The sequence below is a fragment of the Senegalia massiliensis genome (assembly GCF_900626135.1).
Taxonomy (GTDB): domain Bacteria; phylum Bacillota; class Clostridia; order Tissierellales; family SIT17; genus Anaeromonas; species Anaeromonas massiliensis.
Window position 1 is genome coordinate 1919605 of the sequence record NZ_LR130785.1, and the last position, 23718, is coordinate 1943322.

Genomic DNA, 23718 nt, shown 5'->3' on the forward strand with positions numbered 1-23718 from the left:
TTATAACATATTTTCATTTTTGTAAATGAATTCATATGAATATTCAGGCTTTTTTTCATTACCATTATAAATATAATTAATAGTTTTTCTCAACAAACATACTATACCCAATGAAAAAAGAACTAAAACTATAAATATATAATAATTATGAAAATCTGTAAATTGTCCAAATATCCATATACTAAAACTACTTATCAAGTATTTTTTCCACTTATTAGGCGAAAGTATATTTTTAATATAATATGTGACTGACTTTTTATTGTTTTCTATCTTATTTAATATATAATTCTCTATCTCCTTTTTATTAGGATATAGTTTTGTACCTTTAATTATTGAAATCAACTTTTTTATATCTACTAATTCAATATTTTTATATTTTTTTAATTTCATTACTAATCTTTTTGTATCTTCATAAAAACTACTAGTAGTTATAATAATACCTTTATTTAAATTGCTTTTATTAAGCTTAATAAAAAACTTTCTTAAAGCTTCTTCATTTACTCCATATTCTGAAGAATATTGTAATATATTTATTCCTATTTTTAAATTATCATTAAATACTTCTAAATAAAAATCATCACTTAATTTATCATTAGTATAAAATCCTAATTGTTTAAATAAATCAGAAAAGTATATACTTATTTCTCCAGGAGTTTTGTTTAAAATATCATTATAAATCATTTCTTCTACAATTTTTTTTGTAGTAACTTTTTTAGCATTCTTAATTTCCCTTTTATTTTTTAAGTTTAAAATTGAATATATTAAAATAGAAAAAGTTAAAGAAAGAAAAATTGAGATATAAATACTATTCCATTTATAAATAAAAATGAGATATGAAATTATAAAAATTATAATAGATATAAACAATCTATCAATCATTCTTGCAAATAAAGTCTTTTTCTTATTAGATTCACTTATAAAAAATGAATTTAATTTATATTGTTTAACTTTATGTTTTAATTTTTTTTCTAGTTTTTTTATTAAAATTTTATTATCCATAATATTCTCCTTTTAAAAAGAATTATAGACATTTCATAAAATTTTAATCATTAATTATCTTATTTTTTTCTTTTAATCCAACTCCTAAAAGAAAAATTAAAATTAGTTGTAATATAAAATATGTCAAAATTCTTATAGAAATACTATAGAAAAAATCTAAAGGTAACATTTGTATAAGTATATCAGTTTTAGGATTTAGCAGCCAAAGATCATTAGTAAATAATAATTCATGAAAAACAGTAAAATATTTACTAAAATCAATGCTTATTAATATACCAAATATACCCATTATTATCATAGGAATAGTAGCTGCAAATATCAAAAGCTTATATAATATATTTTTATAATATTTTATAAATATTACCAAAGTTATCAGAAATATTATAATAGAAATATTTCTTATCTTAAATCCTATTTCAAATAAATTTTTAACATCTACCATATGTAGTCTTTCTCTTTCACCAAATACAACTTCTTTTTTCTGATCTATATTTGTTTCTATTATAAGGTTTTCTCTTTTATCTTTAATATAATCTAGCATTTCAAGTGTAACTTTTTTCAAATCTTCTTTTTGTATGTTTGTTTTTTTATATACATTATGTTCTTCAAATTTATTCTCATAAAATTTTATATCAAATGTAGCCATTTGAACATCTAAAAATAATAATGATATATTTAAAGAAATTATAAAAATCAAACCTAATATTATTTTTTTCATATTTTTCTCCATTTATTTAAAAATTCTTTTCTTTATTTGAATAACTATAAAATAAAGAATTAAAATAGGAATTATTAGAGTTAACATTTGTTTGTTATATTTTTCTATTTTTCTAAATACAAATGTCCAATTCTCTCCTAATATTTTTCCTAAAGATATCAATACAATATGATGTAAACTTGTTATCAGTGCTATAGAAGAATAAACTATTGTTTTTTTGACTTTAAATATGCCTGCTGACAATATAGTTATAGAATATATTCCAGGAATAAATTTACTTATTATTATAACAATAAAACTAAATTTTTTAAATAACTTTTTTAATTTTAATACTTTATCTGTTTCAAAAAGCTTTCTTATTATTTTAGAGTGTAATATTTTCTCTCCTTTATTTCTTCCCAAAATATATAAAGCAATAGATGAAAGCCAAGTAGAAGTAATTGCAATCATTATTACTACTACTATATTTAAATTTGCAATTTCAGTTAAATATCCTTCTAATATTAAAACCATATCTCCAGGATAAGGTGGAAATAGAACTTGAAGTGCTTGAGATAGAAAAAAGAAAACATATGAAAAAATTACATTTTGTGAAACAATATTTTCAGAAAATTGTATAATTAATTCTTCCATATAACCTCCTCCTATTCAATCCATATAATAATTATACCCTTTATTTTATATTATAATATTGTATACATAAAATAAAGTAGCAGATTTAAATCTGCTACTTTATTTTATGCCATAGCTTTTTCTAATTTACTCAAATGTTGAATAGGGAAGTTTTTTAGTAGTTCTTTAAATTGTTCCACAGTAAGTCCTGCAGTTGTAGTATAAATTTCTATTTTTTTATTTAAATCAGCTTTAATAAATTCTTCTTTTATTTTATTGAAATCTTTTGCCAAGTTTTACACTCCTTTAATTTATTATTTAATTATATATAATTTTAGTTTGAACATATACATAAAAAATATTCTAGTAGACTTATAATTCTCAATTATAATTATTTGTTTAAATAAGAACTTTCTAGGTATAATAAGTATAAATAATATTTTATTTGATAGGAGTGATTGTGATGATTAACAATATAAGTATAGAGTACTGCACATCTTGAGGATATTTATCTAAGGCTGTGAGCCTTTGTGAAAATTTACTTAATATTCATACTAATGATATTAAGGCTTTGTCTCTAATTCCTTCATCAGGAGGAGTATTTGAAATAAAAGTAAATGAGAAATTAATATTTTCTAAAAAAGTATTAAACAGATTTCCTAATGAAAATGAAATAGAGGATATTATAGAAGAAGAATACATATTTGAAAACTCTTAATTTATATCATTAAAAAAATATGAATTAAGTAAGTATTCAACATTATATTTTTCAGTTAAATCAAATAAGTACTTTTCAATATTATATGAATCAATAGAAGCATTGTTGGATTTATTGATTAATTCCAAGAAGCTTCTTTTTTCTTTGTCATTTGCTAAATTTTTAAAATAGCCCCATATGTGCATATAAGCATTTAAAGCTTCATTTATAGATTCTTGTTTATTAAAAGAACTTTCTAACATTGTACATACATTATTCCAACTAGGATTTTCTGAATTTATATATTTACTTATCCTTTTATATTCATTATAAGATTTTTTCATAACATTATACTTATATTTTCCCCACTCATCTCTTATTATATTTAATTTATCTGCTTTTAAATTCATTATTTTTTCTACCGATAGATTCTTATCTTTTACTTCAAGCATGATATCTATATCATAATTAAACTTATTTATATATTTTAAAAAACTAAAGGGCTCTATTGTTTGAGTATGAGAACCTATTCTTTTATATGGAGCTTGTTGAGAATAATGAAATTTTGGTATCCCATCTTCATTTTTCCAACTATAATATATTTTTTTAAATAATTCAAATATATTATAGTTGCCATTAATTTCATTATGTAAATTATCAAAAACTATAGGAATTTTTAATTTTTCACTAATATATATAACCTCTTCTATAGTATAATTCTTATCATCATTTTCTATAATTAACCTCTTTTTTACACTGGTAGATAGTAGATTGAAATTCTCTATAAAACGTATAATCGCTTTTCTTTTATCTCCATATACTCCGCCTATATGTAATACTATTTTATGAGTAAAGTCATCTGTAATAGCATCAAGAAATTTTGCATGATAATTTAATTCTTTTACTGATTTTAATACTACATCTTGATTTTTAGAATTTAACACAGTATACTGCCCTGGATGCATAGAAACTCTAAAATTATTGTTATTTATAATGCTTTTTATACTGTTCAATTCTGTTTTAAATTCCAATTCCCAATCTATATTATTTACATCATGAGATGCAAAAGGAATAATATCAGAGCTTATTCTATACATATTAATATTTTTCTCTTTATTATAATTTAATATTTCTTCTAAACTTTCTAAGTTATATTTTATTAGCTCTTTCAAACGTTGTTGTGAAGCATTTTTTAATCTACATGTTTTAAAATTTACCCTATTTATAGATTTATTAATGCAAGCATATCCAATTTTAATACTAATCACCTCAAGTTTTATTTTATAATAATCTTATCAATTAAATCATCATAATCAATAGGAAGTTCTATATTATATGTTCCATATTGTATTTTCCCTGTTACTTCCCTTACCTTAAGTCTATCTAAAAAACTTTCTTTATTATCTATAACTTTTTTATTATATAAATTATCAATTATTGTATCTAAAGATTGTCCTTTTTCAATGTTAAACTCTAATTTTGTAATGCTATCTTCTACATTTTTCTTTTCATCTTTTTTCTTATTATTTTTATTGTTATTTTTTTCATTTTCACGTTGTTCCTTTAATTTTATTTCAGTATATTTTTCTACTATTTGATCATCACTATATTCTCTATATTTTACAACAGGATTATAATAAAAAATAGCAACTGAAAGTATAATTCCAATACCAATTCCTAAAAATAATAAACTAAGATCCCATACTCTAATTTTTTTCAACATTAAACACCCTTTCATATATAATATAAATTATACTAAAAATATCTATTAATTTAAATGTTTGATTTATATTTTTTTATGTTATATGCTATATATTAGTATTATTATTGGAGGTAGTTAGATGAATAAAAATGAAAATAGAATGGGAACAGAACCTATTATGTCTTTACTTTTTAAATTATCTGTTCCATCTATAATATCTATGGCAATTCAAGCTTTATACAATGTTATAGATAGCATATATATTGGAAATTATGACCCAAAAGCGCTTACGGGACTTTCTATTGCTTTTCCAATACAAATGATTTTAATAGCAATTGCCGTAGGAACTGGAATTGGAACAAGTTCATTAATTTCACGTGAGTTAGGGCGTGGAAATCAAAGAAAAGCTTCAAATGCTGCAGAGCATGTAATGTTATTATCTGTTATTTATGGAATCATCCTTGCTATATTAGGAGCATTATTTGCAAGAAACATAATTTCTATATTTACTAATAATGTAGAAATTATAGACTATGGAACTCGTTACATAAGAATAATACTTTTAGGTTCAGCTGCTTTATTTGTACCTATGATATCTAATAATATATTGCGTGGAGAGGGTAATACTTTAATTCCTATGATATCTATGCTAATTGGATCTCTAATGAATATTGTATTAGATCCATTTATAATATTTGGAATTGGTCCTTTTCCTGAATGGGGAATTGAAGGTGCAGCTATAGCTACAGTATTTTCTAGATTCTTAAGTGGAATATTTATAGTTCTTATGATATTTAAATCAAATAATGAAATTAAAGTTAATTTTAAAAAATTTAAATTTAATTTTAACATAATCAAAGATGTATATAAAGTAGGATTTCCTGCTATGATAATGCAGTTTTTAGCTTCTTTTATGATAAGTGGATTAAATATTATAGTTGGGGCTTATAATGAAACTGCAATAGCAGCATTAGGTATATATTTTAGATTACAATCATTTGTTTTTATGCCGGTATTTGGGTTGAACCAAGGATACATGCCTATAGTGGGATATAATTTTGGTCATAATAAACCTGATAGAATGAAAAAAACTATCAAATACGGTTTTATAGTTTCTTTTGTATTTACTACTTTAGGGTTTTTATTGTTTCAATTTTTTCCTACTCAGTTAATAAACTTATTTGTTTCAAGTTCAAATAATAATGAAGAATTAATACAAATAGGAACTAAGGCATTAAAAACGATAAGTATTGCATTTCCTATAATCGGTCCTGCAATTGTTGGTTCTACAACTTTTCAAGCAATTGGTAAGGGATTTCCTAGTTTGATATTGTCATTTTTAAGACAAATAATTCTTCTATTACCTATTGCATATATATTAGGTAAAATAGGTAACTTAAATACTATATGGTATTCATTCCCTATATCTGAATTGATCTCTTCAATCATTCTTATAATTTGGCTTAGAAGAGCTCTAAATGACACATTTGAAAAAATGAAAACCACATAAAAAGCTAGGCTATTTATAAGCCTAGCTTAAAATATATTTATTAATAATACCAGATAATGTGCAGAAATACCCGCAACAATTCCTCCTACTAAATGACTTGTTATAGCTTTTGAAATTAAATTTCTATGTCCTAATGTATCTAACATTGCCACATGTGTACTTAAAAATCCACTCCAACACATACCCATGGCAGTGAATACAGCTATTTCATTGCCTCCTATTACATTATTTTCTATAAAACTTGGTATTAAGCTTAATGCAGCCCCTACAGCACCTAATGCTGTAATTGGAAATGCAATAGCTTCTGGATTCTTAAATCCAAATAATGGCGTTAATATTGGAGATAACTTCTCTCCAATAAGAGGTAATAAACCTACACCTTCATATGCTAATCCTTGATATCCTTCTGTAGCATCTATTGGTCCAAATGTCAATATCATAATTATAGTACAAATAATTAATACCCCTGGTATGATACTTAAACCTATATCTACTCCCATTTTACCACCTTCTAAAAATGCAGTTAAAAACCTTTCAAAAAAACTTGCTTTTTCATCTTCTGCAGTATTTAAAATCTCTTCTAAGTCAAAATCTCTGTCTCCCTCAATTTTGTTTTCACCTAATATTTTTTTACTCCTATAAGCCATTAATCGTACGCTTACTATACTTCCTATTAAAGCCCCAATATTACCTATCAATGCCTCTTTAAAATAACCTTGCCCAATCATAAAAGTTGTTACTATAAGTCCCATTCCAAAGGCTGTTCCTAAATTGCAAAGACAAGGAACTTCATTTCTTTTAAAATAACTTAAATAACTTTTATCCTTAGCAAGAGATATTATAGCTGGATTGTCCGAAAGATAGGTAGTTATTATTCCCAAAAAACTAACTCCTGGTAAGTTGTAAAGCGGCTTCATTAAAGGTGCAAATAACATATTTAATAGTTGTACTAATTTAAACTCAGTAGCAAGTCTTCCAAAAGCCCCTGCCAAAACAGCTATAGCCATAATATAAAACACAGTATCCATTAATAGCTTATATGCTGTATTCATTATTGTAGAAAACATATAACCTATACCCATTTGTGATCCTATGTATCCAAAAAAAAGTGATATAAGTGCAATAAAAACTATGGAATCAGTATAGGCAAAGGTTTTCTTCTTCAAGCTTGAAAAAGTCATTTAATCACCCCTTATGTATAATCTATATCCATTATACAAGAGTAATGTCTAAATTATCAATCATTTTATAATAAATTAATATTACATTAAATTAATTTTTATATAGTAAAAAAACACAGTGTATACACTGTGTTTTTTTACTATTTTCTTGAATAATATTCAACAATTAATTGTTCATCTACTTCAACTGGTATCTCTTCTCTTTTAGGTTCTCTTTCAAGTTTAGCACTAATGCTTTCTTCATTTCTAGTTATATAATCTAATGCAAAAGATGGATTTTCAAAACTCTCTTTAAATACATCAATATTTTTAGATTTTTCTCTAAGAGATATAATATCTCCAACTTCTACTGAAAAAGATGGAATATCAACTTTTTTTCCATTTACTAAAATATGTCCATGATTTACCATTTGACGTGCCTGTCTTATAGAACTTCCAAATCCCATTCTATATACCATATTATCTAATCTTTTTTCTAATAACTCTATTAAAACTTCACCAGATATCCCTTCAGCTTTCATAGCTTTATCTACATATCTTTTTTTGAATTGTTTTTCCATTACATTATAATATGATCTTAATTTTTGCTTTTCTAATAATTGTAAACCATAGTTTGAAAGTTTTTTATCAGCTCTACTTGTTCCTCTCTGTGCACGTTTCATTGCTTTAGGATGACCAACTACATTTACACCTAGCCTTCTACTAAGTTTAAAACGTGGTCCCATCATTTTTGCCATATTTATTACCTCCGTATTATAGAATATACTTGCCGCGGTATATACTCATTACGAATAGCCAATAACAATTATACCATATAATAAAAACTTTGTAAATGATAATGTATATCATTTACAAAGTTTTTATTTTTATAGATTATATTCTCCTACTATTGTATAATTTATACCTTTATACTCATGAATATTATTTTGTTTGAAATTCCAATTGCCTTTATAACCTATACTTTTTGCCATCTCTTCAAAATAATACATCATTATACCAGCATCAGTTAAATTATTTTTGTCTTGTGGATCAATTACTCCCAATTCAACACTGTTATTTTTAAGTATAAATCTCCAAGGTTGTTCATTCTTATCAGAAGGAGCATATCTTATATAATAAAAAAGTTCATCTAATCCTCTATTATCTAATTCCTCTTGAGAAACTTCATTTCCAAATTCATTATAAAATACTATATCACTAACAGATAATCTACTACTTGTAGATTTATCAACAAAATATTTCTTTTCTTTAAAAGGTCTTATTGTATTCAAATATTCAATATCTTCATTTTGCAAACCATCACTGCTTGTAAAATCAGTTATTTTTTGACTATTTTTCGGATATCCAATAGCTACTATGTAATTAATATGCTTATTATTTTCATCAAATAAAATTTTCTTAGAATCATATGGTGTATCCATTACATTTATCCAGCAACTTCCTAAGTCCATTTGATATACTTTAGTTAATAAGGTTTCCATAGCGTAAGAAGCTTTCAAAAACGTTAAATCATTTTCATCATTAGTTTGTAATCCTATATAATGAGGACTTTTAATCATCACTCCGGAATAACCTGCTTTTCCTTTTAACTCATTATATATTTCATCGCCATTTTCATATAATTTAAATCTGATACCTTCATTACCGTAACTTTTTTCAATTTTAAATACAAAATCCATTAACATGTCTAGTTTATCTTTTTCTATTACTGTTTCTTTATACTCTCTTGTTGACGTTCGATTTTCTAAAAATTTTCTAAATAACATTTTATTTCCTCCTAAATATACTTTGTTAAAATTTTTATACCCTAATACTATAAATATAATCTTTTTTAATTATATTTATATTTTATTTTAAATCATAAAATTTATAACCAAAAAATAGATTACTTTTTTTCATTTTTTTGGTATAATTATAATAAATCATAATAGCTTCATTAACGTATAAAATATAATAAAGGAGGTTTTTATTATGTACAAAAAACTTATTAATTTCTTATTGTCTCCCTTAGCATTAGTTGCAATTTTTGTAGCAAATAATGCTGGTAATTCTGCTACAACATTTTTAACAAATCAACCTAAATGTCCAGATGAATTGCTCAAATGATAGGGTCTATTACTAGTCCCTATCTCTTTGCAAATGAAGTTATTATGGCTATTATAGAAGGATTTATTTTTTTATATTCTTACTTATTTATTTCCAATAAAAGAGAAATAATTCAAACTAAAAAATTTATTAGTACTTTGTTTTTAATTTCTTTCACATTATTTTCATTTTGGGCTACTTTATCATTTCCAGCAGGTTATCATACGATATTAATAATATTATTTGTAAGTTTAAGTCTTGCTTTAATAGCAAATGTAAAGGTTTTTTTATCTATAGTTACAATTGTATTTATAGGATTTTTAATGATTATAATAGAATTAATATTATTTCCTGTTTTTTCAATGGTAACAAATACTAATATGGAAGAATTACAAACTATTCCAGAAGTCAAACTATATTTTTCAATATTAGTTAAAAGCATAGAGTTAATTTTATTATTTATAATTTCAAAAATTAAAAGTCCAAACATAAAATATTTTTCTAAAGAATTAAGTCATCAAGTCATTATATATTGGGTTTTTGGTATGTTTTTAATGGGAATGTTGATACTAAGTATACAATTTGTCATATATCAACCTGAAAAGATAATAATTTATGAAACTTTAATCATTTTAATTTTTTTAATCTATGCAATTATTGGTTATTTAGATTACAAAGCAAAAATCAATCTTATTAAAATCGAAAAAAAATATAATCTTCAATATGATTATATAAAAAATCTTGAGTCTTTAATTAATATAATACGTAGAGAAAAACATGATTTTTCAAACCATATAAATACTATATATGCAATGTGTACTATAAATAAACCTAATACAGTTGAACGTATTAAAGAATATTTGAAAAATATAACTAATGAAATTAAAAATTCATATACTACTTTTAATAGCGGCAACGATTATATTGATGGATTACTAGTAGTTAAAAGTAATTATGCATATGAAAATAATATTATATTTGATGTTAATTTTGAATCTATGTTAGATAAAGTAAAAGTTGATAATGTAGATTTAATAAGTATTATTAGTAATATATTAGACAATGCTTTTGAAGCAATTATTTTATCTAAACAACCTATTGAAAGACCAATAATTTCTTTATGGACATATATTGAAGAAGAAAAATACATAATTTCTATTTCTAATAATGGTCCTAAAATAGATGATAAAATTTCAGAAAAAATATTTCAAAATGGTTTTTCAACTAAAGAGAAAAATAGTGATGATCATGGATATGGTTTATATATAGTAAAAAAAATGATAGAAAAAAATGATGGTAAAATAACTTTGTATAGCAATAAAGTGGAAACAGAATTTCAAATTATATTTAATATTATAGGAGATAGCTATGAACTATATAGTGAGAATTTCTAACTTTTTATACTATCAAATAATAAAATATAAAGAATTTGATAAACTTCAAAAAATTAAAATAAAATATGGTATTGAATGTATAGTAAGTGAACTTTCTAAGATTATATTTTATTTTATTATTTTTAGTTTATTATCATTAACTAATGAATTTATTATAGCAATTTTATTTTTTAGTAGTTTTAGAATTTATTCAGGAGGTTTCCATCAAAATACTTATATATCTTGTTTTATAACTTCTTTTTTTCTTTTATTTACTATAATAAAATTACCTTATTTAATACCTTTTACTTTGGAAACTAAACTAATATTAATAATAGTAACTTATGTTTTAACTTATATATATAGTCCTGTGGATCATCCTAATAAAAGAATTAAATCAAAAAAACAGAAAAAGAAAATAAAATATATTTCTATATTTGTGCTAATAATATTATCTTTTATATCTGTAACATTGAAACCTATATTTTCTAATATAGCTATCTCTGCACTTTTCATTCAATCAATAACTCTGTTAGTGGGTAAAATTCATCAAGAAAATTCTTGGTGAATTTTTTTATTTTAAAATGTTAATTTATAACATGTTTAACGTTAATATTATAGGATATAAATTAAAAGTAATAGATTGTATACAATGTTCTATAAAATTAAATATAATATAAATAATGTAAAGGGAGTGTATATGATGAAATATAATATTTTAATTGGTGGTTCAGCCGGTCAAGGTATGGATACCATAAGTTCTTTGTTAGAAAAAATTTTACAAAGAAAAGGCTACTATGTTTTTTCTAATAAAGATTATATGTCTAGAGTTCGTGGCGGACACAACTTTATACAAATTAGATTTGGCGATGAACCTATTTATTCATACGATGATAAACTAGATATAATTATTGGGTTAGATCAAAATTCAGTAGAATTTCATTCAAAAAACTTGAAAAAAGATGGTGTATTCCTGTGTGATGATAAAATAAAATGGGAAGATGAAAGAAGAATAACAATACCAATGCTTAAAATAGCAAAAGAAATTGGTCAAGCACGTGTATTTGGAACTGTGGGAATGGGTGCTATTATAAAACTATTATCTCTAGATGATTCAAAAATTGAAGAAGTGTTTAATGAAAAATGGGACGAAAAAATAGCTAATTATAATATTGAAGCCTTTAATAAAGGTTATGAATATGTAGATTCAAAATATAAAACTAAAAAAGGTGAAGCTAAAGATACATTATTGATTAATGGTAATCAAGCAATAGCACTTGGAGCACTTGCTGGTGGACTTAGCTTTTATGGCGCATATCCAATGACCCCTTCAACTAGTATAATGACATATTTATCTACAAAACAAAATGATTCAGGGATTGTTGTAGAGCAAGCGGAAGATGAAATTGCAGCTATAAATATGGCAATAGGTGCTTCATTTACAGGAGTTCGTGCTATGACAGGTACATCTGGTGGAGGATTTTCTCTTATGACTGAAGCATTAGGTCTAGCTGGTATTACTGAAACTCCATTAGTTACAGTCAATGTACAAAGACCAGGACCAGCTACAGGACTCCCTACTAGAACTGAACAAAGTGATTTAAGCTTTATTCTAACTGCTTCTCATGGAGAAATACCTAGAATGGTCCTATCAGTTAAAAATCCTGAAGATGCTTTCTATCAAACTGCTAGAGCACTTAATATAGCTGATAAATATCAAATGCTAGTAATAATATTAAATGATCAATTCTTAGCAGATGCAAATCAAACAGTTAATAAGTTTGACTTTGATAAAGTTACTATTGAAAGACATATATCTGGAGAAAACGATATTAATAAAGATGATTATAAACGTTATGAAATAACTGAAAATGGTTTATCTAAAAGAATAATACCAGGAAGAATAGAAGGTGTTACAGTTCTTGCTGACAGTGATGAACATGATGAATATGGTCATATTACAGAAGAAAGTGAAGTACGTATATCTCAAATGGATAAACGTATGAAGAGAATGGAATTATTAAAAGATGAGATTATAGAACCAGATTACTTTGGAGTAGATGCGCCAGAAACTCTTCTTATAGGATGGGGTTCTTTATATGGTGGTTTAAGAGAAGCTGTAGAAACATTACAAGATGATGGAGAAAAAATAGGTGCATTAATTTTTGGAGATATTTATCCTCTACCTACAAAATTACTCGAAAAATATAGTAAGAATGCTAAAAACATAGTTAATGTAGAGCAAAACTTTAATGGACAATTAGCTAAATTTATTAGACAAGAAACAGGAATACATTGTAATAAAAGTATATTAAAATATGACGGTAGACAATTATATGGAAAAGAAATTGTAAGTAGATTACAAGAGGAGGTATTATAATGGCTACAGATATTAAATTATTTAACTCAAATGATGAAAATGCATGGTGTCCTGGTTGTGGTAATTTTGGAATATTAAACTCGTTAAAAAAAGCTTTTTCTGAGGCTAATTTAAAACCTCATCAAATACTTTTATGCTCTGGTATTGGACAAGCTGCTAAAACACCACATTATATAAATGTAAATGGATTTAATGGTCTTCATGGTAGAGCATTACCTCCTGCATTAGGTGCTAACATTGCAAATAAAGATCTTAAAATAGTTGTTACTTCAGGAGATGGAGACACTTATGGCGAAGGTGGAAATCACTTTATCCATAATATAAGAAGAAATATAGATATAACTCATTTAGTACATGATAATCAAATTTATGGCTTAACTAAAGGTCAAGGTTCTCCTACTACTGCTAAAGGTCAAGTAACTTCTATGCAATTAGACGGTGTTAGGGTTGATCCTTTTAATCCTATAGCTACAGCTATGACTATGGGAGCAACTTTTGTTGCTAGAAGTTTTTCTGGGGATGTAAAGCATCTATCAGAAATGATTCAAAAGGCTATGGAACATAAAGGTTATGCTCTTATTGATATATTACAACCTTGTGTTACTTTTAATAAAGTAAATACTTTTAAATGGTATAAAGATAGAGTTTATAAACTTGATGAAAATTATGATCCGACAGATAAAGATCAAGCATTTAAAAAAGCAAATGAATGGGGAGATGATGGAATTCCTCTCGGAATAATATATCAAAATAAAGAAGCAACATCATTTAATGATAGAATTCCACAAATAAGAGATAATAAACCTTTAGTAGATAGAGAATGGTCTCCTAAAGATGCAGAAAAATTCATGGCAGACTTTAGATAATCAAAATAAGAGAAGGCAATTGCCTTCTCTTATTTTGATGCTTTTACTTCTGTCCATAATTTATCATAAACTTTTAAAAATTCACCTGGATCTAAAAACACTTCACTATTTTTCACTTGATCTTCAGTTGGATATGCAATTTCACTCTTTTGTAATTCCTGAGGTAATTCTTGTTTTGCTTCTTTATTAGGAGTAGAGTATCCTATATACTCTGTATTTTTAAGTGCAATGTCTTTCCTAGTCATAAAGTCTATAAACTTTTCAGCTAATTCCTTATTCTCAGAGGTTTTTGGTATAACCATATTGTCATACCATAAGTTAGAACCTTCTTTAGGAACTACATAATCAAGGTTTTCATTTTCTTCCATCAAATATATAGCATCTCCAGACCATTGCACTGATAATGCTGCTTCTTCTCTAACCATCATATCTTTACCTTCATCACCTACATATGCAAGTACTAAATCCTTTTGTTTTATTAATTCTTGCTTTGCTTTTTCTAATTGTTGCACATCAGTAGAGTTTAAAGAATAACCTAATTTTTTAAGTGCAACTGCAAAGGAATCTCTTTGGCTATCTATCATCAATATTTCATCTTTATACTTACCATTCCATAAAATATCCCAACTATCTACTTTTTGTTCTACCATATTTTTATTATATAGTATCCCCATTGTTCCCCACATATATGGTACAGAATATTCATTATTAGGATCAAATTCTAAATTTTTAAACCTATCATCAATATTTTTATAATTAGTTATATTATTCATATCAATTTTATATAATAAATCTTCTTTTATCATTTTTTCAATCATATAATCTGATGGAAAAGCTACATCATAACTAGTTCCACCCTGTTTTATCTTTACATACATTTCTTCATTTGTAGGGAAAGTTTCATATATTACGTTTACATCATACTCTTTCTCAAATTCATCAAGAACTGTTTCATCGATATAATCGCCCCAATTATATACATGTAACTCTTCCTTATCTTCCCCACATGAACTTAGAAAAACGATACTTACTAATAATAATAGAATAAATATTTTTTTCATATTTACACCTCTTCATTCATTTTTTTTGATGTTCTTTTATTTATTATTAACATTAATATTAATACAGATAAAAACATTAATGTAGAAAGTGCATTTATTTTTGGATCTATTCCTCTCCTAGCCATAGAATATATAGTTATTGACAAATTGCTTATGCCAGAACCTGTTGTAAAAAAACTAATTACAAAATCATCTATAGAAAGTGTAAAGGCAATTAGAGCCCCCGTTACTATTCCAGGTGATATTTCAGGTAGAATTATTTTTCTAAATGCATAAAAATGTGTAGCTCCTAAATCCATAGCCGCTTCTGAAATATCTTTAGGTAATTGTTTTAATTTAGGTAATACAGCAAGTATTACATATGGTATACTAAATGTTATATGTGAAAGTAAAAGAGTCATAAACCCAAGTCTAATTTTTATAAATATAAATAAAGTCATAAGAGCAATACCTGTAACTATATCTGGATTTAATACAGGTAAATAATTTATATTTAAAATAATTTTTTTCCTAAAACTTTTCATATTATAAATTCCAATAGCAGATAATGTTCCAATTATAGTAGATATAATTGATGAAAATATTGCTATACTAATAGTATAATAAAGAGACTTCATTATTTCTCTACTTTTGAATAATTCTCTATACCAATTTAACGTAAAACCATCCCATGTACCTTGCAATCTAGAATCGTTAAATGAAAATATAATTAGTACAACAATAGGTGCATAAAGAAATAGAAAAATTAAAAATATATAAATTTTTTGTATATATTTTTCTACCATAAACCTGCACCTCCTTCTTCTTTATCTTCATACTTGCTTAAAATTGCCATAGCAAATAATATTATTATCATAAGGACTAATGCTATAGTTGAACCAAAATGCCAGTCATTTATTCTTAAAAATTGCTCTTCTACTAAATTCCCTATTAACCAATATTGACCTCCACCTAAAAGCTTTGATATTACAAAAGTACTTACTGCAGGCATAAATACCATAGTTATTCCAGATATAACTCCAGGTAAGCTTAATGGAAAAATCACTTTTAAAAACACTTTAGCTTTATTTGCGCCTAAGTCTTCTGCTGCTTCTAAAACATTTTTGTCCATCTTAATCAAAACTGTATAAATTGGAAGTATCATAAATGGTAAAAAATTATAAACCATACCCAGTATTACAGCCCCATCATTATATAATAAATCAAGTGCAGGTAATCCAATACTCCTTAATAAATTATTAATAATACCTTTTTTTCCAAGTATACTCATCCATGCATAAGTTCTAAGTAAAAAATTCATCCACATAGGTATTATTACTAATAATATATAGGTATTTCTTTTTTTAATAGGAAGTTTAGACAGTATAAAAGAAAAAGGATAACCAATTATAAGACAAATTATAGTAGAAATTACTGCAAGTAAAATTGATCTCCATAAAACATTTAAATAAACTGGTTCTAAAAATCTATAGAAATTCTCCAAAGAAAACTTTAATCCTAATGGACTAGAATAATCTTCAATTGTAATGCCATATAAAAATACTAATATTAATGGTAATACAATAAAAATAACACTCCATAAAATATAAGGATAAGCTGCTATTCTTTTCATTAATTTAATCCTCCTTATGCATCACATGTATATCTTCAGGTCCAAAATATATTCCAATTTGAGTATCCACATCTTGTTTCAATGTACTATGTACTAACCATTCCCTTTCATTTTCTTTAATTATCATTTCATAGTGAACACCTTTAAATATTACTGATTTAACAGTACCTATAAGTTTAGCATTATCTTTAGATACTAATTTTATGTCTTCAGGTCTTATAACTATATCTACTTTTTCATTATTATTAAAACCCTTATCTACACAATCGAATATATTATCAGCAAATTTCACTAAATAATCTTTTATCATTTCTCCTTCTATAATATTACTTTCTCCAACAAACTTTGCTACAAATTTATTTTTAGGTTCATTGTATATATCAACTGGACTTCCTTTTTGTTGAATTTTACCTTTATCCATAACAATAATAGTATCTGACATAGTAAGTGCTTCCTCTTGATCATGTGTAACATATATAAAAGTTATTCCTACTTCTTTCTGCATGTTTTTAAGTTCTAATTGCATTTCTTGTCTTAGTTTTAAATCTAAGGCTCCTAAAGGCTCATCTAATAGTAATACTTTAGGTTCATTAACAAGTGCTCTTGCAATAGCTATTCTCTGTTGTTGTCCTCCACTTAGTGAACTTATTTTTCTATTTTCATACCCTTCAAGCCCTACTAAAGATAACATTTTACTTACTTTCTTTTTTATTTGATCTTGAGATATTTTTTTTATTTTTAATCCGAAAGCAATATTTTCAAAAATATTCATATGTGGAAAAAGTGCATACTTTTGAAATACGGTATTAATCTGTCTTTTATAAGGAGGTACATCATTTATTTTCTTATCATTAAAATAAATATTTCCTTCATTAGGTTGTTCAAATCCTCCTATTATTCTAAGTGTAGTAGTTTTACCACAACCACTTGGCCCTAAAAGTGTTAAAAATTCATTTTCTTTAATTTTTAAATCGACATTTTTCAACACTGTTGTATCTCCATAACTTTTCATTATATTTTCTAGTTTTATAATATTTTTCTCCATAATATACCTCCTTTTAAAAATTAGGTGGAGTAGATATCCAAATTATACTTGCTTTCTTTTTACCAGCATTTATTATAGAATGATCTACATTAGCTTTATAATAAAAACTTTCACCTTTTTTTGCTCTATACTTTTTACCTCCAAGAATAAGAAATATACTCCCACTTAATACATATCCTAATTCTTCACCTTCATGAGGGTGATCATCTTTATATCTTCCACCTTCTTCTAAGGTTAATAAAATTGGCTCCATTTGATTTTTCTGAGCATTTGGTATTATCCATTTAAGTTCAAATTTATATTCATCATCTTTGCTTATAAACATATCATCTTTTGAAAAAACAATTTTTTCATCTTCAACTTCAGTAAAAAAATCCCTTAAATTCGTTCCTAAACTTTCTAATATGTCAGTAAATGTAGTAATTGAAGGTGAAGTTAAATCTCTTTCAATTTGAGAAATAAAACCTTTTGATAATTCACATCTATTAGCTAATTCCTCTTGGGTTAGGTTATTTTTCATTCTAAGTTCCTTGATTTTCTTTCCAATATTCATATAATTAACCTCCAACGAAAACTTTATTAAACTAAAAGTTTATAATTACTAAACTTAAGCAATAATTATTATACTTGTTAAGTCAATTAATGTCAATAATTTTTATTTAAAATATATAATAATTTATAATTACATTATTTAAATTCAATTAAAGCTGTTTACTTATAATATATTTAGTGTACAATATTATAGTAAGCTTTTAGGAGGTTTTAATATGAACGATAGAAAAAAAGGAATAATTTTAATTTTATTATCTGCTTTATTTTTTGCTTTAATGGCAGCTACTGTTAAATATCTAGATGGCATACCTGTAGCAGAAAAAATATTTTTTAGAAATTTGTTAGGTCTTATAGTAGCTACATATCTAATTGTAAAAAATAAGAAATCTATAGTAGGTAATAATAAAAAACTTCTGATTTTAAGAAGTATATTTGGTCTTTTAGGAGTAGCTGGATATTTTTATGCACTTTCATATCTACCTTTAGCTGATTCTGTTATATTAAATAAAATGTCACCGTTCTTTGTGTTAGTACTTGCAGCAGTATTTTTAGGTGAAAAAATAAAAAAACTTCAAATTTTATCTTTAATACTAGCTATTTTAGGTGCTGGACTTGTTATAAAACCAGAGTTTGACATAAGTTTAATCCCATATATAATTGCTATTACGGCATCTTTTTTTGCAGGTTCTGCATATACTGTAATAAGACATTTAAGACACACTGATTCTTCAGAGACTATTGTCTTTTATTTTACACTAATTTCCACATTAGCCATGATTCCATTTATGTTAAATGGACAATTTGTAGTACCTGATGCTAAACAAATGGTAGGTTTTTTAGCTCTTGGTACATTTGCAACTGCAGCTCAATTTTGTATGACAAATGCATATAGATTCGCACCAGCTGGTGAACTTGCAATATATACTTATACTAATATTGTATTTTCAACAATAATTGGTATAATTGTTTGGTCAGAAATTCCTGGAATATTAAGTTCAATAGGAGGTTCTTTAATTATTCTTGCAGGATTTATCAATTATTATACTAATAAAAAAAAGGCTTAAAATAATTAAGCCTTTTTTTATATACTTATTGTAGTTATTTTCATTTTATTAATTGCATCTTCTATTAATCCTTCTACATCTAAAGCCTTTTCAGATTCTTCTATATCTTTTAATTCTGGACTAGTTACTGGATGCTTAGGTAAAAATACAGAACAACAGTCTTCAAATGGTAATATAGATGTTTCAAATGTCTCTATATCTTTTGCTATTTCAATTATTTCTGTCTTATTAAATCCAATAAGTGGTCTTAATATAGGTATGTTAACTGAAGAATTAGTTACATTTAAACTTTTCATAGTTTGACTTGCTACCTGTCCTAAATTCTCACCTGTAACAATACAATCTATATTATTTTTATTTGCTATACTTTCTGCTATTTTAGTCATAAATCTTCTTGATATTATAGTTATTTCTGATGAAGGACAATGCTCATTAATAGCTTTTTGTATATTTAATATATTTACACTATATAATTTTATTTCTCCTGTATACATAGAAATTATTTTGGCTAAATCTTTTACCTTTTCTTCAGCTCTTTCACTTGTAAATGGATAGCTATGATAATGTACTGCCTCTATTGATACTCCTCTTTTTGCAATCATAAATCCTGCTACTGGACTATCTATTCCTCCTGATAATAATAATAATCCTTTACCATTTGTCCCTAATGGTAATCCACCATATCCATATATCTTTTCGGTATAGATATAAACTTTTTGTCTTATATCTACATAAACATAAATATCAGGATTATGAATATCAACTTTTAAATCCTCAGTATTTTCTAATATATATGCTCCTACTTTTCTAGCGACTTCCATTGAATTAACAGGAAATTTTTTATCAGCTCTCTTACAATCTACTTTAAATGTTCTTATTTTACGTTTTCTCATAGCTTCTTTTAATGCTTTTAGAGAATTAACTTTTATACTATCTAAATTTTTTTCTATTTTATATGCTGGACTTAAATGAACTAATCCAAATACCTTTTTAACTCTATTTATTACTTTATCAATATTATCTTCATTTACTTCTACATACATCTTTCCAAGTTCTCTATATACATTAGGACTTCCTAAATCCCTAGTTGCTGCTTTAATTTTTCCCAATAATTTCTTTTCGAAAAAATTTCTCTTTCCTTTTTTTAATGCTACTTCTCCTACACTTATACTTATTACATTTTTCATAATTTCACCTCATCATTATATCTCTTATTTCTTCTACTCTTAACTTTATTTTTTTAATAGCATAATCTATTTGTTCTTTAGTGTTATAAATACTAAAACTAAATCTTATAGCAGATTCAATCTCTAAATTTTTTAACCCCATAGATTTAAGTACATAGCTTCCTCTATCATCTTTAGATGAACAGGCTGATCCAGTAGATACATATATATCATCACTTTCTAAAAAATGAAGTAATACTTCTCCTTTAGTATTTATAAATGAAATATTAACTATATGTGGGGCACTATTTGTATATGGTGTGTTTATTTTTATATCTGATACATTTTCTTTTACATTCTCAATAAAATAACTCTTTAAATCATCTAAATATTTTTTTTCAAAACTCTCTTCAGAATATAATATATCTATAGCTTTTGATAAACCAATTATTCCTGGGGTATTTTCTGTACCAGATCTTATACCCTTTTCTTGTTCTCCTCCAAAAATAATAGATTTAATATTTAATCCATCTCTTATATAGAGACATCCCACCCCTTTAGGACCATGTATTTTATGAGCACTAAAAGAAAAGCTATCTATGCCCATCTTTTTAATATTAAAATCAATTTTACCTAAAGCTTGAATTCCATCAACATGAAAATATGCACTTGATTTATTGTTATTAATTATCTCTTTAATCTTTTGCAATGGTTGTATACTACCTACTTCATTATTAACCATCATAAGACTTACAAGTATAGTATCCTCAGATAATTCATCTTTAAATTGATTTAAATCTATAATACCATATTCATCTACATCTAAGTAAGTAATATTAAAACCTTTTTGCTCATAATTTTTTAAAATATTTAATACTGAAGGGTGTTCTATTTTAGAAGTTATTATATGATTCCCTTTATTTTTATTTGCTTCAATTATACCTTGTATTGCTATATTATTACTTTCAGTACCTCCTGATGTAAAATATATTTCATTTGATTTTACATTTAAATATTTTGAAATTATATCTCTGCTTCTTTTAATTTTTTTCTCTACTTTGAGCCCCATTCTATGAAGTGAAGATGGATTGCCATAATCTTCTCTTAATAAAATATTCATTTCATCAATTACTTCATCTCTAGGTTTTGTTGTTGCACTATTATCTAGATAAACAAACATGTTTTCACCTCTATCAATATCCTAATTTTTGATTTATTATTATAATTTCTATATCAGTTTTCATTGGTTTTTTTTCTAAAGTTACTGTAATATTACACATCCTATCTAGAGAATTACAATCATTACACTTTCCAGTATGTCTACAAGGTGTATTAAGATTTAACCTTTCAGCATTCTTTGGACATGCAACTTCTTTAATTCTATTTATGGCTTCTTCATTATTTTCTACAATCTTATTTACTCCAACTAATATATATACCTTATCATGTCCATAAACCATAGAAGTTACTCTGTTGCCTACTCCATCAATATTAATTAATTTTCCTTCACTTGTTATAGCATTAGAGCTAGAAAGATATATATTTGAATTACTTGCCTTTTGTAAGACAGTATTTTTATTTTCAGAATCACATAACCAATGCCAATAAACTTTATTTCCTTTTTTAATTAATTCTTCATGTATCTTAGAATCAAATATTGTCATTGAACCCCCGATTCCTACATCCATTTCTATATCTATTTTACTTAACAAATAATTTTTAACTATATTGATGTTATCAAAATATTCTACTTGAAATCCATTATTTTTTAGATTTTCTATAGTTATATAAACTAAATTTTTCAATAAAATCTCCTCCATATTAATCTTCTGCTAATATATTATAACATAAAAAATTATATAATTTTTTTATAAAAAGTACTTGCGAAATTTGTCGTTATTTGTTATAATTTTAATTGGTTATCCCCCTGGTAACCTCAAATTAAATCTCTATTCCCAATACCCCTTTTGAACGGTTAAAGGAAATAAAAAATGACCCCCGTTGGGTCATTTTTTATTTCCTTAATTTTTTTTAATATATTTTATATACATTTAATTTAATTTATCTGTTAAAATAATTATAGTTAGGAGGTTTTAACAATGAAAAAAGTTGCTATTATATTTAATGGTGGAACAATTTCTATGAAAGTAGACCCTAGAATTAATGCTGCAATTCCAGCATTAAGCAGTCAAGAAATTATGTCTATGGTTACAAATATAGAAAAGTATGCTGATATTGAAACAATTAATTTTTCAAAATTGCCAGGGCCACATATGACACCAGATCTAATGCTTGAACTATCAAATACTATTAAAAATATATTAAAACGTGAAGATATTGATGGTGTAATTGTTACACATGGAACTGATACATTAGAAGAAACTGCATTTTTCTTAGAATTAAATATAAAATCAGAAAAACCTATTATTGTATTAGGAGCTATGAGAAATGGATCTGAACTTGGTTATGATGGGCCAAGTAATTTATCAGCTGGTATCTGTACAGCAATTTCTGAAGAGTCTAAAGGTAAAGGTGTTCTAGTCGTAATGAACAATGAAGTTAATGCTGCAACTGAAGTTACAAAAACAAATACCTTATCTCTAGATACTTTTAAATCTCCAGAGTTTGGACCTTTAGGAATAGTTGATAATGATGAAGTTCTATATTACAGAGAAAAAAAATCTCACGATCATATATTAAATATAGATAAATTAGAATCAAAAGTAGGATTAATTAAATGTGGAGCTGGAATGGATTCTGATATAATTGAATTTTACATAAATACTGGTTACAAAGGATTAGTTATAGAAGCAATGGGAAGAGGAAATGTTCCCCCTAGTATGTTAGATGGAATAAAAAGAGCTATAAGTAAAAATATTCCAGTTATTATAGTCTCTAGATGTCCTACTGGAAGGGTATTAGATACTTATGGATATTTAGGCGCTGGTAAAATGTTAAGAGATATTGGTGCTATATTTGGATTTAACCTTCCAGGTCAAAAAGCCAGAATAAAATTAATGCTAGCACTTAGTATGACAAAAGATATTAATAAAATTAAAGATATATTTGAAAAAGATAGATTTAAATAGGATCAT

At 25.4% G+C, this 23718-nt stretch carries 25 protein-coding genes and 1 pseudogene; 9 read left to right on the forward strand and 17 right to left on the reverse strand.

Annotated elements, in window-relative coordinates:
• From E0D94_RS09710 to E0D94_RS14855, 4 genes are all read right to left on the reverse strand, one after another.
• Window positions 1-999: a restriction endonuclease gene (locus E0D94_RS09710; protein ID WP_130807267.1), complete on the reverse strand. Its 999-nt coding sequence runs from the start codon at window positions 997-999 to the stop codon at window positions 1-3.
• 43 nt (window positions 1000-1042) lie between these two features.
• Window positions 1043-1717, reverse strand: a complete 675-nt coding sequence (locus tag E0D94_RS09715; RefSeq protein ID WP_165442922.1) for a TIGR01906 family membrane protein — start codon at window positions 1715-1717, stop codon at window positions 1043-1045.
• 12 nt (window positions 1718-1729) lie between these two features.
• Window positions 1730-2350 carry a DedA family protein gene (locus E0D94_RS09720; protein WP_130807269.1) on the reverse strand — a complete coding sequence of 207 codons (621 nt, stop codon included), beginning with the start codon at window positions 2348-2350 and terminating at the stop codon, window positions 1730-1732.
• A 104-nt stretch (window positions 2351-2454) separates the two neighbouring features.
• Complete coding sequence (locus E0D94_RS14855) at window positions 2455-2622, reverse strand: hypothetical protein (protein ID WP_165442923.1); 168 nt, start codon at window positions 2620-2622, stop codon at window positions 2455-2457.
• 221 nt (window positions 2623-2843) lie between these two features.
• On the opposite strand from E0D94_RS14855, the pseudogene E0D94_RS09725 reads away from it, so the two are divergent.
• Window positions 2844-3047 (forward strand): annotated as a pseudogene (locus E0D94_RS09725) (SelT/SelW/SelH family protein); the annotation flags it as partial.
• On the opposite strand, the gene uvsE reads toward E0D94_RS09725, so the two are convergent.
• A complete protein-coding gene (gene uvsE, locus E0D94_RS09730) occupies window positions 3044-4294 on the reverse strand; it encodes a UV DNA damage repair endonuclease UvsE (RefSeq protein ID WP_130807271.1) in 1251 nt (416 codons plus the stop codon). The pseudogene E0D94_RS09725 and the gene uvsE sit on opposite strands and share 4 nt — an antisense overlap.
• A gap of 8 nt (window positions 4295-4302) precedes the next feature.
• Window positions 4303-4746 carry a hypothetical protein gene (locus E0D94_RS09735; protein WP_130807272.1) on the reverse strand — a complete coding sequence of 148 codons (444 nt, stop codon included), beginning with the start codon at window positions 4744-4746 and terminating at the stop codon, window positions 4303-4305.
• Between the two features lie 121 nt (window positions 4747-4867).
• Between E0D94_RS09735 and E0D94_RS09740 the strand changes: the two genes are divergently transcribed.
• A complete protein-coding gene (locus E0D94_RS09740; protein WP_130807273.1) occupies window positions 4868-6238 on the forward strand; it encodes an MATE family efflux transporter in 1371 nt (456 codons plus the stop codon).
• A 26-nt stretch (window positions 6239-6264) separates the two neighbouring features.
• Here the strand turns inward: E0D94_RS09740 and E0D94_RS09745 are convergent, their stop codons facing one another.
• The 3 genes from E0D94_RS09745 to E0D94_RS09755 form a co-directional block, all read right to left on the reverse strand.
• On the reverse strand, window positions 6265-7419 hold the full coding sequence (locus tag E0D94_RS09745) for a CD0519/CD1768 family membrane protein (RefSeq protein ID WP_130807274.1): 1155 nt from the start codon (window positions 7417-7419) through the stop codon (window positions 6265-6267).
• Window positions 7420-7559: 140 nt separating this feature from the next.
• On the reverse strand, window positions 7560-8156 hold the full coding sequence (rpsD, locus tag E0D94_RS09750; protein WP_130807275.1) for a 30S ribosomal protein S4: 597 nt from the start codon (window positions 8154-8156) through the stop codon (window positions 7560-7562).
• Between the two features lie 129 nt (window positions 8157-8285).
• Window positions 8286-9185, reverse strand: a complete 900-nt coding sequence (locus tag E0D94_RS09755) for a nitroreductase family protein (protein WP_130807276.1) — start codon at window positions 9183-9185, stop codon at window positions 8286-8288.
• Window positions 9186-9390: 205 nt separating this feature from the next.
• On the opposite strand from E0D94_RS09755, the gene E0D94_RS09760 reads away from it, so the two are divergent.
• The 5 genes from E0D94_RS09760 to E0D94_RS09780 all read left to right on the forward strand — a co-directional run bounded on the left by E0D94_RS09760 (window position 9391) and on the right by E0D94_RS09780 (window position 14123).
• Entirely contained in the window at window positions 9391-9525 is a 135-nt protein-coding gene (locus E0D94_RS09760; protein ID WP_130807277.1) for a cyclic lactone autoinducer peptide, read from the forward strand.
• 44 nt (window positions 9526-9569) lie between these two features.
• Window positions 9570-10898 (forward strand): sensor histidine kinase, encoded by a 1329-nt coding sequence (locus tag E0D94_RS09765; protein WP_165442924.1) that lies wholly within the window; start codon window positions 9570-9572, stop codon window positions 10896-10898.
• Entirely contained in the window at window positions 10873-11445 is a 573-nt protein-coding gene (locus E0D94_RS09770) for an accessory gene regulator B family protein (protein WP_130807279.1), read from the forward strand. Before E0D94_RS09765 ends, E0D94_RS09770 begins: the two co-directional genes overlap by 26 nt.
• Before the next feature lie 135 nt (window positions 11446-11580).
• Window positions 11581-13257 (forward strand): 2-oxoacid:acceptor oxidoreductase subunit alpha, encoded by a 1677-nt coding sequence (locus E0D94_RS09775; protein ID WP_130807280.1) that lies wholly within the window; start codon window positions 11581-11583, stop codon window positions 13255-13257.
• Window positions 13257-14123, forward strand: coding sequence for a thiamine pyrophosphate-dependent enzyme (locus tag E0D94_RS09780; protein WP_130807281.1), 867 nt, complete (start codon window positions 13257-13259; stop codon window positions 14121-14123). The genes E0D94_RS09775 and E0D94_RS09780 overlap by 1 nt, the downstream gene beginning before the upstream one ends.
• Before the next feature lie 29 nt (window positions 14124-14152).
• Here E0D94_RS09780 and E0D94_RS09785 read toward each other — a convergent pair whose 3' ends face one another.
• The 5 genes from E0D94_RS09785 to E0D94_RS09805 are packed head-to-tail and all read right to left on the reverse strand — an operon-like array spanning window position 14153 to window position 18394.
• Entirely contained in the window at window positions 14153-15184 is a 1032-nt protein-coding gene (locus tag E0D94_RS09785) for an ABC transporter substrate-binding protein (RefSeq protein WP_130807282.1), read from the reverse strand.
• Between the two features lie 2 nt (window positions 15185-15186).
• Window positions 15187-15969, reverse strand: coding sequence for an ABC transporter permease (locus E0D94_RS09790; RefSeq protein ID WP_130807283.1), 783 nt, complete (start codon window positions 15967-15969; stop codon window positions 15187-15189).
• The gene (locus E0D94_RS09795; protein ID WP_130807284.1) at window positions 15963-16796 is read right to left on the reverse strand and encodes an ABC transporter permease; all 834 of its coding nucleotides are present in this window, start codon (window positions 16794-16796) and stop codon (window positions 15963-15965) included. The genes E0D94_RS09790 and E0D94_RS09795 overlap by 7 nt, the downstream gene beginning before the upstream one ends.
• Before the next feature lie 4 nt (window positions 16797-16800).
• A complete protein-coding gene (gene potA / locus E0D94_RS09800; RefSeq protein WP_130807285.1) occupies window positions 16801-17841 on the reverse strand; it encodes a spermidine/putrescine ABC transporter ATP-binding protein in 1041 nt (346 codons plus the stop codon).
• A 13-nt stretch (window positions 17842-17854) separates the two neighbouring features.
• Window positions 17855-18394 (reverse strand): helix-turn-helix domain-containing protein, encoded by a 540-nt coding sequence (locus tag E0D94_RS09805; RefSeq protein WP_130807286.1) that lies wholly within the window; start codon window positions 18392-18394, stop codon window positions 17855-17857.
• A 214-nt stretch (window positions 18395-18608) separates the two neighbouring features.
• Here E0D94_RS09805 and E0D94_RS09810 point away from each other — a divergent pair, with 214 nt between their 5' ends.
• Entirely contained in the window at window positions 18609-19457 is an 849-nt protein-coding gene (locus E0D94_RS09810) for a DMT family transporter (RefSeq protein WP_130807287.1), read from the forward strand.
• Between the two features lie 17 nt (window positions 19458-19474).
• Here E0D94_RS09810 and thiI read toward each other — a convergent pair whose 3' ends face one another.
• From thiI to E0D94_RS09825, 3 genes are read right to left on the reverse strand one after another with little or no spacing between them, the layout of a single operon-like run.
• On the reverse strand, window positions 19475-20644 hold the full coding sequence (gene thiI / locus E0D94_RS09815; protein WP_130807288.1) for a tRNA uracil 4-sulfurtransferase ThiI: 1170 nt from the start codon (window positions 20642-20644) through the stop codon (window positions 19475-19477).
• Window positions 20645-20648: 4 nt separating this feature from the next.
• Window positions 20649-21803 carry a cysteine desulfurase family protein gene (locus E0D94_RS09820; protein ID WP_130807289.1) on the reverse strand — a complete coding sequence of 385 codons (1155 nt, stop codon included), beginning with the start codon at window positions 21801-21803 and terminating at the stop codon, window positions 20649-20651.
• A 13-nt stretch (window positions 21804-21816) separates the two neighbouring features.
• Window positions 21817-22428 carry a lactate utilization protein gene (locus E0D94_RS09825; RefSeq protein ID WP_165442925.1) on the reverse strand — a complete coding sequence of 204 codons (612 nt, stop codon included), beginning with the start codon at window positions 22426-22428 and terminating at the stop codon, window positions 21817-21819.
• Window positions 22429-22722: 294 nt separating this feature from the next.
• On the opposite strand from E0D94_RS09825, the gene E0D94_RS09830 reads away from it, so the two are divergent.
• On the forward strand, window positions 22723-23712 hold the full coding sequence (locus tag E0D94_RS09830; RefSeq protein ID WP_130807291.1) for an asparaginase: 990 nt from the start codon (window positions 22723-22725) through the stop codon (window positions 23710-23712).
• The last annotated feature ends 6 nt before the right edge of the window (window positions 23713-23718 follow it).

Excerpts from the sequence above, each read along its gene's own strand:
- E0D94_RS09710 (WP_130807267.1), bottom strand. The coding sequence starts at position 999 with ATGGATAATAAAATTTTAATAAAAAAACTAGAAAAAAAATTAAAACAT.
- E0D94_RS09715 (WP_165442922.1), bottom strand. The coding sequence starts at position 1,717 with ATGAAAAAAATAATATTAGGTTTGATTTTTATAATTTCTTTAAATATA.
- E0D94_RS09720 (WP_130807269.1), bottom strand. The coding sequence starts at position 2,350 with ATGGAAGAATTAATTATACAATTTTCTGAAAATATTGTTTCACAAAAT.
- E0D94_RS09740 (WP_130807273.1), top strand. The coding sequence starts at position 4,868 with ATGAATAAAAATGAAAATAGAATGGGAACAGAACCTATTATGTCTTTA.
- E0D94_RS09745 (WP_130807274.1), bottom strand. The coding sequence starts at position 7,419 with ATGACTTTTTCAAGCTTGAAGAAGAAAACCTTTGCCTATACTGATTCC.
- rpsD (WP_130807275.1), bottom strand. The coding sequence starts at position 8,156 with ATGGCAAAAATGATGGGACCACGTTTTAAACTTAGTAGAAGGCTAGGT.
- E0D94_RS09755 (WP_130807276.1), bottom strand. The coding sequence starts at position 9,185 with ATGTTATTTAGAAAATTTTTAGAAAATCGAACGTCAACAAGAGAGTAT.
- E0D94_RS09760 (WP_130807277.1), top strand. The coding sequence starts at position 9,391 with ATGTACAAAAAACTTATTAATTTCTTATTGTCTCCCTTAGCATTAGTT.
- E0D94_RS09765 (WP_165442924.1), top strand. The coding sequence starts at position 9,570 with ATGGCTATTATAGAAGGATTTATTTTTTTATATTCTTACTTATTTATT.
- E0D94_RS09770 (WP_130807279.1), top strand. The coding sequence starts at position 10,873 with ATGAACTATATAGTGAGAATTTCTAACTTTTTATACTATCAAATAATA.
- E0D94_RS09775 (WP_130807280.1), top strand. The coding sequence starts at position 11,581 with ATGAAATATAATATTTTAATTGGTGGTTCAGCCGGTCAAGGTATGGAT.
- E0D94_RS09780 (WP_130807281.1), top strand. The coding sequence starts at position 13,257 with ATGGCTACAGATATTAAATTATTTAACTCAAATGATGAAAATGCATGG.
- E0D94_RS09785 (WP_130807282.1), bottom strand. The coding sequence starts at position 15,184 with ATGAAAAAAATATTTATTCTATTATTATTAGTAAGTATCGTTTTTCTA.
- E0D94_RS09790 (WP_130807283.1), bottom strand. The coding sequence starts at position 15,969 with ATGGTAGAAAAATATATACAAAAAATTTATATATTTTTAATTTTTCTA.
- E0D94_RS09795 (WP_130807284.1), bottom strand. The coding sequence starts at position 16,796 with ATGAAAAGAATAGCAGCTTATCCTTATATTTTATGGAGTGTTATTTTT.
- potA (WP_130807285.1), bottom strand. The coding sequence starts at position 17,841 with ATGGAGAAAAATATTATAAAACTAGAAAATATAATGAAAAGTTATGGA.
- E0D94_RS09805 (WP_130807286.1), bottom strand. The coding sequence starts at position 18,394 with ATGAATATTGGAAAGAAAATCAAGGAACTTAGAATGAAAAATAACCTA.
- E0D94_RS09810 (WP_130807287.1), top strand. The coding sequence starts at position 18,609 with ATGAACGATAGAAAAAAAGGAATAATTTTAATTTTATTATCTGCTTTA.
- thiI (WP_130807288.1), bottom strand. The coding sequence starts at position 20,644 with ATGAAAAATGTAATAAGTATAAGTGTAGGAGAAGTAGCATTAAAAAAA.
- E0D94_RS09820 (WP_130807289.1), bottom strand. The coding sequence starts at position 21,803 with ATGTTTGTTTATCTAGATAATAGTGCAACAACAAAACCTAGAGATGAA.
- E0D94_RS09830 (WP_130807291.1), top strand. The coding sequence starts at position 22,723 with ATGAAAAAAGTTGCTATTATATTTAATGGTGGAACAATTTCTATGAAA.